Below are 15,190 nucleotides of genomic sequence, written 5' to 3'. Positions count from 1 at the left end.
TAAATTATACCATGTCTGATATAATTAAATATATGATGACACTAATGTTCATTCATGGCTTTGCTACAGGCCCTTCTATTTGGGATGGTCAAATAAAAGAATTTTTAAAAGATTTTAATGTAACGACAGATTCCGAAAAAATTACCGATTTAGATAATGTTGTTATTGTTGCATGGTCGATGGGAGGGTGGAAAGCCTTTAAGCTTTATAGCGAATATCCCCAGAAAATAAAAGGACTTGTATTGGTCTCCTCGTTTGCAAAATATTTGAAGAGCGATGATTATCCATATGGAATAAATCCTGCTCTTTTAAGAAAACTAGAAAAAAAGTTTATGGTTGACTATAAAGAGGGGATGAAGTATTTTTACCGGCTAGTTTTTGGAAATGCTGATTATGATTATCTAATTGATAAAATCCCTCCGCACAAAAAAGAAGATATTGTTTTATGGTTTGAGCGCTTAAAAAAAGAAGACTTTAGAGCATTTTTGCCGGAGGTTAAAGTCCCTACACTTTTGATCCATGGGGATCACGATCAAGTTGTTCCTGTTGAGGCTTCGAAATATATGAACACTAAAATTGTATCGTCGGAGCTTGAAATTTTTAATGGGGGAGGGCATGCTCTTTTTATTGCGGAAATTGACAAGTTTAATTTAATAGCAAGAAACTTTATCAGGCAATTTTCTTTTCCCTAATTAGTCATTATTGTTTTGAGTGTGAACCCCGATTATTCTAATCGGGGTGAATAGTTGAGGACTGCAATTTTTAATAAGTAATTATCCTGTGGTCAGAATGCTGGATTTTATTATCTGTAATTTGCAAATTGCAATTCTATGTTAAGGTTAACCTGTTTTAGCTTTTGTATCACAACTTGAAGATCATCAATTTTTCCAGCTGAGACTCTTATCTGATCTCCCTGTATTTGTGATTGGATCTTAAGCTTCATCTCTTTTATCAGTTTGTTGATCTCTTTTGCTTGTTCTTGTGATATTCCTTGTTTGATTTTTATTTCTTGACGAACAGTTCCCTGAAGAGCCTGGTCTGTTTTCCCATAGTCTAAAAATTTTAGAGAGATTCCTCTTTTGACCAGTTTGTTTTGTAATATTTGAATTACATTTTTCAGCTTAAATTCATCATCAGAAATTACTGTAATAGTAGTATCTGCTCTTTTTATGTCGCTTTTTGTCCCTTTAAAATCAAAACGATTTAAAATCTCTTTCATTGACATTTGAATCGCATTGTCAACTTCTGCGAGGTTCGCGTTTGAAGTAATATCAAAAGAATGATCTTGTGCCATATAAAAATGCCTCCCTTTTTGTAATATTATAGCAGAACATAGGCTCTTGGGCCGATAGTTTTTTAAGTGTGGTATAATAATTTTATTCCCATGCAAAAAGTTTATAAACTGAGGCCCTCTTTTTCTCAAAATGAGGCAAACTATACAATCCCTTACGAGAAGGAATTGACAGATGAGCAACTCCCCGTTGTAAAGGCTTCGGGCGGACCGATGCTTGTTATCGCGGGAGCAGGGTCAGGAAAGACAAGAGCAATTACATACCGTGTAGCTTATCTTGTTGAATCGGGGATCCCTTTGAGGGATATCTTGCTTGTAACTTTTACAAATAAAGCTGCAAGAGAGATGCTTTTTCGCGTTGAAGGGCTTTTAAGGAGAGACTTAAAAGGTTTGTGGGCCGGCACTTTTCATCATATTGGAAATCTTATTTTAAGAGCGCATGCTGAAAGAATAGGATTTGAAAAAAACTTTACAATTCTTGACAGGGCTGATTCAAAAGATCTTATTGATAAATGTATAAAAGAAGCCGGAATAGATACAAAAACCAAGAAATTTCCAAAGGGAAATATTCTACAGGATGTTTACAGTTATGTTTTAAATACCGCAAAACCTTTTAATGAAGTTATAGAAGGCAAATATCCCCATCTTTTTGATTTTCAGGCCGAAATCAGCAAGGTTATAATAGTTTATGAAGATACAAAAAAAGCTCAAAACTTAATGGACTTTGATGATTTACAGACTAAATTGCTTGATCTTTTGTTGAAACATGAAGATGTTTTAGCCTTATATGCTGAACGCTTTAAACACATCCTTGTGGATGAATATCAGGATACCAATATCATACAGTCTAAAATTATTGAATTGCTTGCTTCAAAATATAAAAATCTTATGGTTGTTGGGGATGATTCCCAGAGTATTTATTCGTTTAGAGGCGCGGAGTTTCGGAATATTATAGATTTTCCCAAGAGATATCCTGGCTGCTCTATTTATAAGCTCGAGCTTAATCATCGTTCCACGCCTGAAATCCTTGACTTGGCAAATGATAGCATTAGCAATGCCGCTGAGCGTTTTGAAAAAATGTTAAAGCCTGTTAGAAAAAAAGGGGTTCAGCCTGTCCTAGCTTCATTTAAAGATGTTTACCAGCAAGCAAACTTTGTTTCACAGCGTATACTGGAGCTTGTTGACGATGGGATGAATTTATCGGATATAGCTGTAATTTATCGTTCGCATTATCACTGCCTGGAGCTTCAAGTGGAATTAACCCGTCGTCGTATCCCGTATGAAGTAAGATCCGGAATGAAACTTTTTGAAGAGGCTCATATAAAAGATGTATTAGCCTATCTTAAGGTTTTTCACAATTCAAATGACAATCTTTCCTGGGCCAGAGTTTTAAGGTTAGTTCCTGGAATAGGCCAAAAGACGGCAGAAAAGATAATTAAAACCATAAAAGAAAATTCTCTTCCCATAAACGAAATTATAAAAGAGTCAATTCTTGCATTTGTTCCAAAGAATGGAAGAGATAGCTTTATGAAGTTCCAAGCGTTAATAAAAGTTTTATCACAAATGACAAGCAGTCCATCAACTATGATGTCTACAATTGTTGAAAATGGATATGCAGATTATTTAAGAATGTCATATCCAAACGCTGGGATGAGAATTGATGAAATAGAGGAACTTGGCAATTATGCTTCTGAGTATGAGAATTTAGAAAAGTTTTTGTCCGCATTGGCTTTATTGGGCGGAGTGTCTGCCGAAGAGATATCTCCCAATGCGGCAACCTCCGAAAAAGAGGCGGTCGTGTTAACTACTGTTCATCAGGCAAAAGGGCTTGAGTGGAAAGTTGTTTTTGTTATTTGGCTCGCGGAAGGGCGTTTTCCGTCTTATCTTACTTTTAATAATGCAAAAGAGCTTGAAGAAGAGAGAAGACTTTTTTATGTTGCATCCACACGAAGTAAAGACCAGTTATATTTGACATACCCTGTTGTTTATCATTCTAGGGAAGGGGAAATTGTGATGAAGGCCAGCCGGTTTGTTAAAGAGATTTCAGAGCATAGATATGATAAGTGGCTGGTAGAAAGCGAATCCCCCGCCTTTTCCGACAATTCCAGCAATATTGGGAGTGGCTCTTTTGGCGAGCAACAAGAGGAGACAATAACCTGGGAAGATTATGGTAATTTTAAAGAAGTAAAAGTTGAAAATAACAAAAAAAATGATTCTAGAGAAGATAAATTTTTTTGGGAAAAATAGTTTAACCCCGATTATTCATACTAGAAGGGACTGTTGCGAAATTCATCTTTTTTCAAAATTGGGGTGAAATTTTCCTTTCTTAATAAAGAGAATAGACTATATGAATAATATTTTAAAAGTTTCTGGTGGATCATTGGTGAGGTTTATGTCTTCTTTTCATCGTGAAGCAATAAAAAGAGGGTCTAACGTTTTGAGGATGACAGAAGCAATCGAGAACAATTTTGGTTTATTGGAACAGAATCCTGAGGGGATTCCAATCAATCTTCCCAATGAAAATGGCAGATTATTTAAAGGGTGGATTGATGCCATGGCGGCAGGAAATGATTCTTTTGGTCATTTAGATTGGTTTCCTCACTGGCATTTATCCGGGACCGGTTTGGACGGTAAGCATAACCATAAAGGAAATATTCGAGGCTTAAGAGATCAATATGAATTTGTGACACGAAAAAAGCTTGCTATAAGGTTTCAGAAGAGAGGATTTCCATCTAAAGAAGAGCTGACTACAGGTATTTATGCTGGAGCAAAAGAAACGTTTGTAGCTGATGTGAAACATTTTGGATCTTTATATTTATGGGCTAGAGATGTAACAGATATGATGCTTTTAAACGTTGGACAGATTAATTTTAGTGGCAGTGCAGAAGATATGGAATTACTTGCTTGTTGTACAAACGATAGTTTGCGAGAGAGACTTGTGCAAGACTATAAAATTGTCATTAAAAATTTAGAAGTTATAGATAGAGTATTTAAGAACCCTTATTTTTTGGCGGAGGATAATGCCTCTCTGGGCTTAAATGCCGGGATTTGTTTTTGTGGGAATAGGGGTATATTCAATACAAAGATTATTGCGTCTGGGCAAGAGGTTTATGCAGATGTTTTATATGACTGTTTTTCCTGTGAAGGGGGTAGTTATTTAACAGATAGGGATAAATTCCCATTAACGTCTTCTTTGTCATTTAGCAGAAGCGTTTTCCCTGAACAGATATCTTCTTTTTTGGAGGCGTTACAGCAGACGGTTGGGACGGATTATCGAAATGCTTTTCATTTTGACGTTTATTTTTTGCATGAAACGATAGAAAAACTTGAGAAAAAAGAAAAGGCGCCAAACTCTTTTTTTATGTCAATATATCTTCATAATAACTCAAGGTTTCCTACATGGCAGATTGCCTTGTATATTTAACCCCGATTAGGAAATCGGGGTTCATTAGCTTGTGCACCATAAAATTTTACTTGCTAACTTAATCTCCTATAAGTAAAATCTTTACTATATGAACAAAGTTTTTTCTGTAAGCGAACTTAACAATACGGTGAAATATTACCTGAAAAATCTTGAGCCTGACGGTGTTTGGGTGAAAGGGGAAATCCTCGGGTTTAAGGCGGACAAACGATACGCAAGTTTTTTGTTGTGCGAAAAAGAAGAGGGGACAAATAATATTGTGGGACAGACTCAAGTTATGTGCTGGGGAAGTGATTTTTGGGATATGGAACGCAAATTGAGAGTAGTAGATAGAACTCTCTCTCTTAAAGATGGGGTTTGCGTCCAGCTAAAATGCCAGTTTGACCTTTGGGCAAAAGCGGGGAGGTTTCAGCTTATCGCAAAAGATATAGAGCCATCTATAACTCTTGGGGAACTTCATCTTTTACGCGCAAAAATTTACAACGAGTTAAAAGAGCTTGGCCTTCACGATAAAAATAAAGAGCAAAGGATATCTCTTTGCCCCCTTAGGATAGCTCTTGTTGCATCGCGCGGCAGCGCAGGATTTAACGATTTTATAAGCGAAATAAAATCTTCAAAATATCCTTTTGTGATAGATTTTTACCACGCTGCGGTACAGGGGGAGAAGGTTGAGGAGGAGGTTCTTTCTGCTATCGCAAAGATTGTTAAAAGAAAAAGAGATTATGATGTTGTTGCAATTGTCCGCGGAGGCGGGGCTGTTACCGACTTGAAATGGTTTGATAATAAAAAAATAGGAATTGCGATTTCCGAATGTCCTATCCCTGTTTTTACCGGAATTGGACACGAGATCAATTTGTCTGTAACCGATATGGTTGCCAATATGAATTTTAAGACACCGACAGCTGTTGCCTCTTTTTTGATCCAGTCAGTTTCGCACTATGAAGAATCTCTCTCTGAATTAATCGATGGAGTTTACACGGAAGCAGAAGCTTTTCTGTCACAGGTTGAAACAAAACTGTATGAGACGATAAAAGATATAAACTCTGAAGGGAAATTTTATATAGAAAGCAGTAAAAGAGATATATCGGAGATAGTGGGGAATCTAACGGTAGATCTCTCTCATTTTTTGAGATCACGCAGAGAGGAATTAGAGCATCTTGAAGAGAAGGTTGCAATTTTTGATCCGATAAACACTTTAAGGTTTGGTTATAGCATTACTAGAGATTCAAATGGGAAGATCGTTAAAAAAATAGAAGATGTCGATATAGCAGACAAAATATCAATTTCTCTTCAAAATGGGGATATTTGCGGGGAGGTTGTAAATAAGGAGGCAAAGCATGGCAGGTAAAAAAGGGGTCTACAAAGTTGCGTACGAAGGACTGCAGGTGATTTTTAATGAGTTGCGGGAGGGGAATATTGAAGTCGATGATCTTGAAGTAAAACTTAAAAAGGCGTTGGAATATATAAAAACCTGCAAAGAGATACTCAAAAAACAGGAGACAAAGGTGACAGATATTTTAAAGGAGATTAAGGATGAGGGGTAGAGGCACAAACTTTTGTGCCGTAAGCAGAAAGCTAATATCCAAGGAATGACAACCAAGCTAGGATTGTTGCGAAATTCATCTTTTGTTAATCGTAAGTTTCCTCGACAAAAATAAGTATTTTGCAATACTTTCAAAATGTAATAACTTTATCGCTTTCTTTCACTATTTCATACATATCTTTTAATGTTGAAATAGGACATGCTTCTGATTCTTTTTGTTGCCTGGACTTAATGCAAGTTCCGCAGGCATAGACTTTGCCGCCCGATTTAAGGAATTTGTCTGACTGTTCAATAGTATTGAATTTATCTGTACTAACACTTTGATATTCCACTCCTTTACCCATAAAAAAGACCTTAACTTCATCCTGTTGGCCTATAGAATAATTCGCGTACCGAAGAGCATTCCAACATGTTTCTGCGTCGTTACTTGAAATAATTATACCTATTTTCATTTTAGCCCCCTTTTTTTAGAAAGTACTATTCCATAATGATATGGTTTTAAGTTAAACTGGATGGGATTATCAAATCCTGCTTCTTCTCCCCATTTAACGCACTGGTCTGGATTAGGGCGAATATCCATTGACGGACCTCGTGGTGTTGTTGAATCATAATTCCAATGGATTATTCCAACCTTCCCATCTTTCTTTAAAATTCTATTTGCTTCAAGAAGCAGTGAAGTAGGATTTTCAAGGTGAAGGATATTAAAAAGCATGGCATAGTCTACGCTTTCATCTTCTAATCCTGATCCAAAAGATACAAAATCGCGGAGAATAATTTCTATATTTTTCAATCCATGCTTTATTGCTTCGCTTTTTGTTGTTGAAATCATTTCCGGTTCAATATCAAGGGCAAAAATTTTGCCTTTAATGATTTTGCCTGCAGGAATTGTGAATGTTCCATAGCCGCATCCAAACTCCGCGACATCATAAGTTTTATTGTTTAAGCCAAGTGTTGCAAGAATTTTATCAGGATTAAAAAACTTCTTCCACATTTCACTGTCCGGCATTCCGCTATCTCTTGCTTTCATTGTTTTGTCTGCTCCATTTATTTGTTGCTTTGCTTACTTCTGATAAATGTTCGATTAGTACTTGCCTCATAATGTCACAAGCCTTAATGACTTTTAAGTTAGAGATTCGATAAAATATATTGATTCCATCTCTTCTAGCTTTGACAATTCCTTTGGCACGCATCAAAGCCAAATGTTGAGATAGATTGGATTTTCTAATTTTCAGTTTGGCTAACAATTCACCCGCCGCCATCTCATTATTTCGTAAAATGTTTATAATTTCTATTCTTATTGGATTAGCCAGGGTTTTGCATATCTCTGCATGTAGCTCGTATATCTGTTTCATAGTTTCGAATATTATAAACTATAATTTCTAAAATGTCAAGAATGCGGAAAATTATTATTTTATCCTTGGAATAAATTAAAACGTCATGTAATATATGCATAAGTATGTCTTTGCCAAAGAAAAAATCAAGAAAAATTATTGTAAATGGAGTTAAATATAGATGGCTTGGGTTTGCCACTAAATATGAAGGGGATGATTATGCAGAGATATTTGTAGAGCTTTTTGATAACCCTAGGAAAAAAATAAAAGCGACATTTACTTTTTCAAAATTACAAAAAAAATATAAGGAAGTTGGCCACAAGTTATTCGTTCCTGCAGATAAGCCTCCACCATATATAGTGAGGCAAACTATAATATATGCTCTAAAAAACGGCTGGAAACCGGATGAAGAAGGTGGTGTTCTTGATCTGGGCAATCTTGATGAAAAATTAGATTATAGTTTAATGAAAAAGCAAGATGTATTTTAATCAAACATAAACAGAATAATTTCTTATTTTGACAGAGATAATATGATATAGAGGGAAGTAACGGGGATAAAGACAAAAGTGTATTTTATTAGCCCTTGGCTACCCTGAAGCCAAAGGCCTTGAAACAACGCTTTGGTTTATCGTAGCCACGGTAGGCACCTCTAAAGGGATTCGTTTTGAAGTCAAACCAAGAACCACCGCGCAACACTCTGTCTTCACCAGTTCTAGGACCTTTAGGATTATTAATGTCCTTAAAATTGTACAACCAATAAAAATCAGCTACCCATTCCCAAACATTTCCTGCCATTCCCATCACCCCTTCTGGCGTTGTTCCTTCAGGATGAGCGTCTACAGGCTCCGTTCCTTCTCTCTTTCCATTTACGCTAGATGTAAACTTTGATGGGTCAAAATCATTTCCCCACGGATATTTACGGCCATCTGTTCCTCTTGCTGCAAGCTCCCATTGAGCTTCCGTTGGAAGATGGTATCCTTTTTCTATTAAATTTTTACTTAGGATTACTTTTATAATTTCTCCAGCTCTATTACGTTTAATAGTATAAGCAGGTTCAAGCCCCTGCTTTTTACTTAACCAGTTGCAATACTCAACAGCATCAAACCATGACACCCCAGCTATTGGATGATTAGCTTTTTCTGGATCTGATACTGCCGCCGGAACTTCTCGATTTGTATCTTCAAGGTACATTTTATATTCCCTGTTTGTCACAGGATATTTACCTATACTGTATCCAGAAACAGTTACCTCTCTCACCGGTTGTTCATCCCTGTAATCAGTACCCCCCATTTTAAATGTTGATGCAGGAATTTGAATCATCTCAGTTATACTACCAACCGAAGAAAAAAATAAATCTTTCAAAAAACAACCAAAAGCGGCAAGCTTACCAGGATCAACCATAGCTTTACGCATCATATTTCTTGTAAAAGGGAATCCATAGGCTATAACATCTGCGATAAATTCTTCAGTTAAAATTACATCCTCAGAAGATTTTATCTCTTCAAAGCTTTGATATAACTCTTTTATCGGTCTTCTTTCTATTGTCTTATCCAAATCAAAAGATACTACCTTTTTATATATCATTTCCTATACTTTTCGAAAGAGACATAATGAAATTTCACGATTAAAAATTATGAAATAGAAAATTCTATTTCTATTAGCGCATGTCTTGAAAACCCTAAAAAAATCTGGTATTCTAATTATTTAGATGTTTGACTATGGCCCCATCGTCTAACGGTTAGGACATCAGCTTTTCAAGCTGACGGTCGGGGTTCGATTCCCCGTGGGGCTATAATCGAGTTTCTAATTCTTACGCTTGAGATGAATTTGCTATCGGTTTATAATTAATTGCAATGGATGTAAAAAATGAAGACTAAATCTCTTTACTTTTTTTGGGATTATGACCTTTCTGAAAAAGAAGTAGTCAATATATTAAAAACAGGGAATAAAACAGAGAAAAACTGGATTATTGCAAGAATATTGGAGTACGCTAAGTGGGACGATATTTGGAAATATCTTTCGTTAAATCAAATTAAGGAAGCTCTTCCTTCATTAAAAATAAATCCCAAGTTTAAAAACATTTGGCAATATGCTGTAAACAGGTGGACAAATGCCAATTAGTATTTTGACTGATTTTCAAAGGGAATTCCTGAAGGTTTTTTTTGAGCAAAAAATGTCGGATTCGTTTTATTTAACAGGAGGAACAGCTTTATTAGAAATTAAAAATCTAAATATGTTCCCTAAAATGATTAAAAATATAGATTTGGATTTATTAAAGAATTATTTTATTACTATGGCTAATAAATTATTTGATGCTGCTAAACCTTCAAACATAGGAGCCTAGTCCTTTTTGACTTCCATAATCTCCTTTTGCGTCCTTTTAAGCAACTGGCATATAATTTTGTAGCACTTTTGATTGTTACGTCGTGGGACTATTTGCTTCTTTGATAAAACATTTGAAACATTCTTTCCAATCGCTGGCATTCTTTCTTGTCTCGTGCGTCTTTCAGCCCGACTCTTAAATCAACCGCCACTTGCCAATCTCTATCAGTTAAGCTGCTTAGATTTGTTTTTCTAAAGTATGCGGTTAACTGGGGAGGAATTTCACCGAACAACTTGATCCTTTAATTTATTTAACATCTCGGATGCGTGACAAACACTAGAAACCTTCATACCCATTTAATCGATAAAACGAGAGTGCAATTTCACCTTTTTAATTGGGGGGATAGAAAGTTCTACGGACATAATTTGTCGTGGTTAAGGTTGAAAGGAAATGTTATAATTATTTAAAGACCAATGGAAATAGAATTTTCGCCTCATGCCAAACGGCAATTAAAGGAAAGAGAGATAAATTTCAAAAAGGTTGAGAAATCACTTAAAAAACCTGATGAAATTGTAAATGGCAGTTTGCATGGAAGAAAAATTGCTCACAAAATATTTAAAATAAAAAATAAAATTTTTCTTTATCGGATTGTTTTCATTAAGGAAAGTTTAAAATATTTTATTATTACAGTATATAGGACAACTAAAATTCAAAAATATTTTAAGGGGGAGAAGTTAAAATGAAGGTCAGTTATGATGAGCAATCAGATTCAATGTATTTACGATTTAGCGATAACCCTTATTACGAAAGCGATGAAGTAAAAGATGGCATAATTTTGGATTACGACAAAAAAGGGAAAGTCATAGCTATTGAAATTTTGGATGCATCAAAAAACTTACCAGCTCCAAAATCAGAATTTTATACTATTGGTTTTGAAATGCTAAAACCCCAATTAAAAATTTTAAAGAAACGATAATGTGCGAAACTATCGGCCTTTGCTGATTATTATAATTTTCTGTTGTGTCCCCTTACGAACTTGGCATATAATTTTGTAGCACTTTTGATTATCACGCCGTGGGGCTATAAATTTTGCTGGTTTTACATCAGATCCAATCACGCATAGAATTGTATTTTGAACGACCAAATATATGATAAAATTAAAGATAACCCCGATTATTCATGGTGAACTCAGAAATTAACCTCGATTATCATAATTGGGGTTAAGAAGAGGAGCGTAGAATTTTATGACAAACAAAAAAGATATTATTCTGGCAATAGATGATGATGATTGCATGCTTATAACTTATGAAGCTGTTTTAAGAAAACATTATGATGTTATTGCGACCCCTTCTGGGACAGACGGTCTTGAAATATTAAAAAATCAGTCTATAAACCTTGTCCTTCTTGATTATATGATGCCCCAAATAGATGGCCTTGAGGTTTTAAGAAAGATAAAAGAGATTGATTCTGACATAGAAGTAATAATGATAACAGCTGCCGACGAAGCAAAAGCGGCTGTCCAAGCTATAAAATTGGGCGCGTATGATTATATTACCAAGCCTTTTGAAGTTGAGACTCTGCTTGCTGTCATAAAAAATGTTTTAGACAAACAAAACCTTAAAAAAGAAAATTTATGCCTAAAGAAAATAGTGGATGACGAGTTTAAAGATATTGATCTTATAGGAAATTCTTTTGTCATTAAAAAAATAAAAGAACAGATTGCTTCTCTTTATGATGTTGACAGTACTATTTTAATAACAGGGGAGACGGGGACGGGAAAAGAGGTTGTCGCAAGGGCTATACATAAGTTGAGCTTGCGCAGAAGACATCCTTTTGTTTCTGTAAACTGCGCTGCCATACCTGAAAATTTATTTGAATCAGAGCTTTTTGGTTATGAACGAGGGGCTTTTACGGGGGCATTTGAGAGGAATATAGGCAAGTTTGAGCTGGCGGATCAGGGAACAATCTTTTTGGATGAGATTGGATCTCTTCCTATGACGATGCAGTCAAAATTGCTGCGAGTTTTGGAAAACAAGTCTTTTGAGCGGGTGGGGGGGCATAAACTGATTACTTCTGATGTCAGGATTATTTCCGCGACAAATGCCAATTTAAAAGAGTCCATTGAAAAAGAGACATTTCGAGAAGATTTATTTTACAGATTGAATGTCATAAACATAGAAATTCTTCCTCTTCGTGAACGGAGAGAAGATATAGAGCCGTTATTACTGTTTTTCTTTGATAAATTTTGCAGAGAACTTAAAAGAAAAAATATAAAGCTAAGCCATCGGGTTTTTGATTTTGCTTCTTCCTACGAATGGACGGGGAATGTTAGAGAACTTAAAAATTTTGTTGAAAGGCTTGTTGTTTTGGGAGAAGAAGTTTTGATAAAAGATAAATCCCGATTATTCACGGTAAAACCAGAAATTAACCCCGATGATCATAAATCGGGGCTTGAAATTCCTTCTGGTCGGGGTAAAGAGCTTGATTCTGATCCTCCTGTCGGTTTTAAAGAGGCTGTTAGGCAATTTGAGATTGATCATATTAAACGGGCGCTTGAAAAGACGGAAGGGAACAAAAGTTCCGCCGCTAAAATTTTGGGATTAAGCAGGACAACCCTGGCCTCAAGAATACAAGCCTTGAAGATAGAATAATAAGTGTGGGACTGTTGCAAAATAACGAATGTGCCATGATGAACCCTTAGGCTGAGCTCAGGGTGACATTACGCAACAGTTTCCACCTGACTTAGGACACCCCCTCTAAATTGAGCACAAATCAATAACTTTTAGGACACTAAACTTAACCACATTCCAATCTAAGCTAAAATTCTTGGGATACTAAAATGTCCTAAGTCAGGAACTATTCCAGAATGATCTTTTGCCCCCCAGCCCCCTAAAGGGGGAGATGGAGAAATGGGAAAAAAATATGAGATTGTTGCAACAAGCCCAACATACAACCGATAAGTAGTGTGAAGTCCCCTTTAGGGGATTTAGGGGCATAAAAAGCAATAAAATTCTTGGGACACTAAATGTCCTAAGTCAGGAAATAGATTCCCGTTTTCACGGGAATGACAATTACGCAACAGTTCCCAAGTAGAATCTACACCTCACAACAAAACAATTATTTTTCTCTGGCGCACTCTCAAATTTAACTTTTTTAGCGGGATTTAGTTTATTTTATAAGCGCTATAATAATTTGTTCCGTCAACTCTGTTAGACCATGTTCCGCTTAGAGAACCCGCATCAAAAAAGGATGCGGTGACAGAGGCCCAATTAAGTTGTCCCTCATTGACAATGTAGGTCATAACACCATTGGTGTAGGTATATGTGCCGGAAACAGTTTCCCCTCCGCCGGTACTTGCAGAAAGCACTACAGTTCCTTGTGTTGCGGAGATTGGGAAAAATTCAGCAATATTATTATACCCCTCATTTCCTTCCCAAAATTCGTACCAACGTCCCTGCAAAGTGTAGTCGGTTGAGTTATTGCGCGTCGCATGGGCGCCAGTTGAAGTATTTCCGCTATTATTCTCTGCGGAACCATCGATTGTGTTGTCATTGGTAAATGTTCCGCTGAATGTTATATTGCCGTTGCTGCTGAAATAAAAGACAACAGTTGTCCCATCATAAGTATAAGTGCCTGCTGCTTCATTTGTTCCTATGGCGATTGTTCCTTCGTCAGTTAATGATGTTGTTATTGTTGATGTTGATGTGCATTCGAGTAGATATAAGCTTTGGGAGGTGCTTTCCCACGTAACCAAAAGAGCCCATTTCCCTGCGATGACGCTGCTGGCATTTCCTCCGTTGCTTGTTCCTGTTGAAGTTGAACCTGAGCAGCCAAAAATTCCAATCACGGCAATAATGGAAATACTGGCAATAAGAAGAAACAAGATTAAGAAAATATTTTTATTCATATGAAAATCCTCCTACGAGAAACTTTTTTACTTTAAGCAATTATAACATAATACTAAAAATTCATTTTGACTTTTTACAAGTTTATTTTGACTTTTTACCCCTATTATTCGCAATCATCTACTATTTCTAGAGTCTTATTCGAAAAATTGTATATTCTGTCTGTTGCAATTCCGCTGGCCATTGATCTTGTTATTTGGTCTAAGTCGTCTCTTTTGGCAACTTTTAATAAAGCTTCTTTTATAGCTCTTTCTGCTTTTTGGGAGCATTCGACCAGCTTTAACTCCAACATGTTTACTGCCTCTTTTGCAAGAGATATATCTTTTGCCTCAGATGCTTTTATGAGGAAAGGATATACAACCTCAGTATCTAAGCTGGAAGCAAAGACGATTTGCATTCTCAAAGTCCTCTTTGTTTTTTCGTTTTCAGGCAGCTGTAAAAATTCTTTTTTGTATAAAACTTGAGGGAGTAAGACGCTTTGCATTATTTTTCCAAGCGTACCGTAGAAAGTGAATCTGTTTTTTGATAACGATTCAAGGGTGTTAATAAGAGTCTCTTCACATAAGATTTTTTCCCCTTCTGGAGTTTTGACCTGTATGTTTGCAATTTGTATAATTGACATTAAAAGATCTTTTATTTCTCTTTCTGTTGTTTCTGCATACTCCATAATTGTTAGCAGATCTGAAATGTCTTGTTTTATGTTGGTTATTAGCGCTTTGCCTTCAGGAAGTTTTAGTCTTGAAAAAACTCCCGCATTAACCAATGCTGAAATCGTTGCTTGAAATAAAACAGCCGGAAATGCTGTGAGTTTAAAAAAAGGCCCTTGTGCGAGGGGAGAGAGTTTTGAATCTCTTATAACCTTATAATCTACAGTCACCATTTTTTTATCATTCTCCTTTCAAAAATTTAAGGAGCATAAAAATCAATTTATTATTAGCTTATGTTTTTATCTTTTGAGCCTTTTTATAACCGCGTAAGCGACTGTTGTTTCCGCTTCTTTCCTGATTTGATCCTTTAAATCTTCTGGCAAACTATCATTGGCAAGCATTCTACTCCATATCTTGAATTTTGTCCCTTCATTAAAAGGGGCAATATATGTTAAAAATATTTCTTTGAGCCCCTCATCTGTAAAATCAATCTTTTCCCCCAGAATAGCGACAATCGGATCACTTGGGCTTAAATGACTTCCAGGGTAATGGACTTGCATAGGTTTCATTAGCTTCAAGACATATCCTGCAACGTTTCTGTCTTCTAAACAAAACCTTAGTCTCCCTTTGTGTAGTATGTGATTTTGCTGAACAGGAGAGATTCTTTCAATGGCAGCCAAGTATTCCATCGCAAAATCAGGCTCGTTTACTGGAGCTCTATCCACCAGA

18 protein-coding genes, 1 tRNA gene and 1 pseudogene are annotated in these 15,190 nt (G+C 36.0%); 12 read left to right on the top strand and 8 right to left on the bottom strand.

Going from position 1 to position 15,190, the window contains the following annotated elements; translation table 11 throughout:
* Positions 1-11 precede the first annotated feature (11 nt).
* Positions 12-692 (top strand): hypothetical protein, encoded by a 681-nt coding sequence (locus A2290_08645; protein OGC14749.1) that lies wholly within the window; start codon positions 12-14, stop codon positions 690-692.
* 110 nt (positions 693-802) lie between these two features.
* Here the strand turns inward: A2290_08645 and A2290_08640 are convergent, their stop codons facing one another.
* The gene (locus A2290_08640) at positions 803-1,294 is read right to left on the bottom strand and encodes a YajQ family cyclic di-GMP-binding protein (protein OGC14748.1); all 492 of its coding nucleotides are present in this window, start codon (positions 1,292-1,294) and stop codon (positions 803-805) included.
* A gap of 90 nt (positions 1,295-1,384) precedes the next feature.
* Between A2290_08640 and A2290_08635 the strand changes: the two genes are divergently transcribed.
* The 4 genes from A2290_08635 to A2290_08620 all read left to right on the top strand — a co-directional run bounded on the left by A2290_08635 (position 1,385) and on the right by A2290_08620 (position 6,256).
* Positions 1,385-3,538 carry a hypothetical protein gene (locus tag A2290_08635; GenBank protein ID OGC14747.1) on the top strand — a complete coding sequence of 718 codons (2,154 nt, stop codon included), beginning with the start codon at positions 1,385-1,387 and terminating at the stop codon, positions 3,536-3,538.
* 100 nt (positions 3,539-3,638) lie between these two features.
* Positions 3,639-4,715: a hypothetical protein gene (locus A2290_08630; protein OGC14746.1), complete on the top strand. Its 1,077-nt coding sequence runs from the start codon at positions 3,639-3,641 to the stop codon at positions 4,713-4,715.
* 88 nt (positions 4,716-4,803) lie between these two features.
* Positions 4,804-6,060: an exodeoxyribonuclease VII large subunit gene (locus A2290_08625; protein ID OGC14745.1), complete on the top strand. Its 1,257-nt coding sequence runs from the start codon at positions 4,804-4,806 to the stop codon at positions 6,058-6,060.
* Complete coding sequence (locus A2290_08620) at positions 6,050-6,256, top strand: hypothetical protein (GenBank protein OGC14744.1); 207 nt, start codon at positions 6,050-6,052, stop codon at positions 6,254-6,256. The genes A2290_08625 and A2290_08620 overlap by 11 nt, the downstream gene beginning before the upstream one ends.
* A gap of 130 nt (positions 6,257-6,386) precedes the next feature.
* Here A2290_08620 and A2290_08615 read toward each other — a convergent pair whose 3' ends face one another.
* From A2290_08615 to A2290_08605, 3 genes are read right to left on the bottom strand one after another with little or no spacing between them, the layout of a single operon-like run.
* Positions 6,387-6,707 carry a sulfur reduction protein DsrE gene (locus A2290_08615; protein OGC14743.1) on the bottom strand — a complete coding sequence of 107 codons (321 nt, stop codon included), beginning with the start codon at positions 6,705-6,707 and terminating at the stop codon, positions 6,387-6,389.
* Positions 6,704-7,282, bottom strand: coding sequence for a methyltransferase type 11 (locus A2290_08610; GenBank protein OGC14742.1), 579 nt, complete (start codon positions 7,280-7,282; stop codon positions 6,704-6,706). Before A2290_08610 ends, A2290_08615 begins: the two co-directional genes overlap by 4 nt.
* On the bottom strand, positions 7,266-7,607 hold the full coding sequence (locus A2290_08605; GenBank protein OGC14741.1) for a hypothetical protein: 342 nt from the start codon (positions 7,605-7,607) through the stop codon (positions 7,266-7,268). Before A2290_08605 ends, A2290_08610 begins: the two co-directional genes overlap by 17 nt.
* Before the next feature lie 104 nt (positions 7,608-7,711).
* Between A2290_08605 and A2290_08600 the strand changes: the two genes are divergently transcribed.
* A complete protein-coding gene (locus tag A2290_08600) occupies positions 7,712-8,074 on the top strand; it encodes a hypothetical protein (GenBank protein OGC14740.1) in 363 nt (120 codons plus the stop codon).
* A gap of 88 nt (positions 8,075-8,162) precedes the next feature.
* On the opposite strand, the gene A2290_08595 is transcribed toward A2290_08600, so the two are convergent.
* Positions 8,163-9,170, bottom strand: a complete 1,008-nt coding sequence (locus A2290_08595) for a hypothetical protein (protein ID OGC14739.1) — start codon at positions 9,168-9,170, stop codon at positions 8,163-8,165.
* Positions 9,171-9,306: 136 nt separating this feature from the next.
* Between A2290_08595 and A2290_08590 the strand changes: the two genes are divergently transcribed.
* The 6 genes from A2290_08590 (at position 9,307) to A2290_08565 (ending at position 12,560) form a co-directional block, all read left to right on the top strand.
* Positions 9,307-9,378: transfer RNA gene (locus tag A2290_08590), tRNA-Glu, on the top strand.
* A gap of 74 nt (positions 9,379-9,452) precedes the next feature.
* Positions 9,453-9,707, top strand: coding sequence for a hypothetical protein (locus tag A2290_08585; protein OGC14738.1), 255 nt, complete (start codon positions 9,453-9,455; stop codon positions 9,705-9,707).
* Entirely contained in the window at positions 9,697-9,930 is a 234-nt protein-coding gene (locus tag A2290_08580) for a hypothetical protein (protein ID OGC14737.1), read from the top strand. The genes A2290_08585 and A2290_08580 overlap by 11 nt, the downstream gene beginning before the upstream one ends.
* Before the next feature lie 452 nt (positions 9,931-10,382).
* Positions 10,383-10,652 (top strand): hypothetical protein, encoded by a 270-nt coding sequence (locus A2290_08575; protein ID OGC14736.1) that lies wholly within the window; start codon positions 10,383-10,385, stop codon positions 10,650-10,652.
* A complete protein-coding gene (locus tag A2290_08570; GenBank protein OGC14735.1) occupies positions 10,649-10,885 on the top strand; it encodes a hypothetical protein in 237 nt (78 codons plus the stop codon). Before A2290_08575 ends, A2290_08570 begins: the two co-directional genes overlap by 4 nt.
* Positions 10,886-11,153: 268 nt before the next feature.
* Complete coding sequence (locus tag A2290_08565; GenBank protein OGC14734.1) at positions 11,154-12,560, top strand: hypothetical protein; 1,407 nt, start codon at positions 11,154-11,156, stop codon at positions 12,558-12,560.
* A gap of 512 nt (positions 12,561-13,072) precedes the next feature.
* On the opposite strand, the gene A2290_08560 is transcribed toward A2290_08565, so the two are convergent.
* The 3 genes and pseudogenes from A2290_08560 to A2290_08550 form a co-directional block, all read right to left on the bottom strand.
* Positions 13,073-13,816: a hypothetical protein gene (locus A2290_08560; protein OGC14733.1), complete on the bottom strand. Its 744-nt coding sequence runs from the start codon at positions 13,814-13,816 to the stop codon at positions 13,073-13,075.
* A 104-nt stretch (positions 13,817-13,920) separates the two neighbouring features.
* Positions 13,921-14,694, bottom strand: a complete 774-nt coding sequence (locus A2290_08555; protein ID OGC14732.1) for a hypothetical protein — start codon at positions 14,692-14,694, stop codon at positions 13,921-13,923.
* Positions 14,695-14,760: 66 nt separating this feature from the next.
* Positions 14,761-15,190: pseudogene (locus A2290_08550) on the bottom strand (hypothetical protein).

The organism is candidate division WOR-1 bacterium RIFOXYB2_FULL_36_35 (genome assembly GCA_001771505.1).
In the GTDB taxonomy this organism is placed as follows: domain Bacteria; phylum Margulisbacteria; class WOR-1; order XYC2-FULL-46-14; family XYC2-FULL-37-10; genus XYB2-FULL-36-35.
This window is presented reverse-complemented; position numbering and strand designations above follow the sequence as displayed.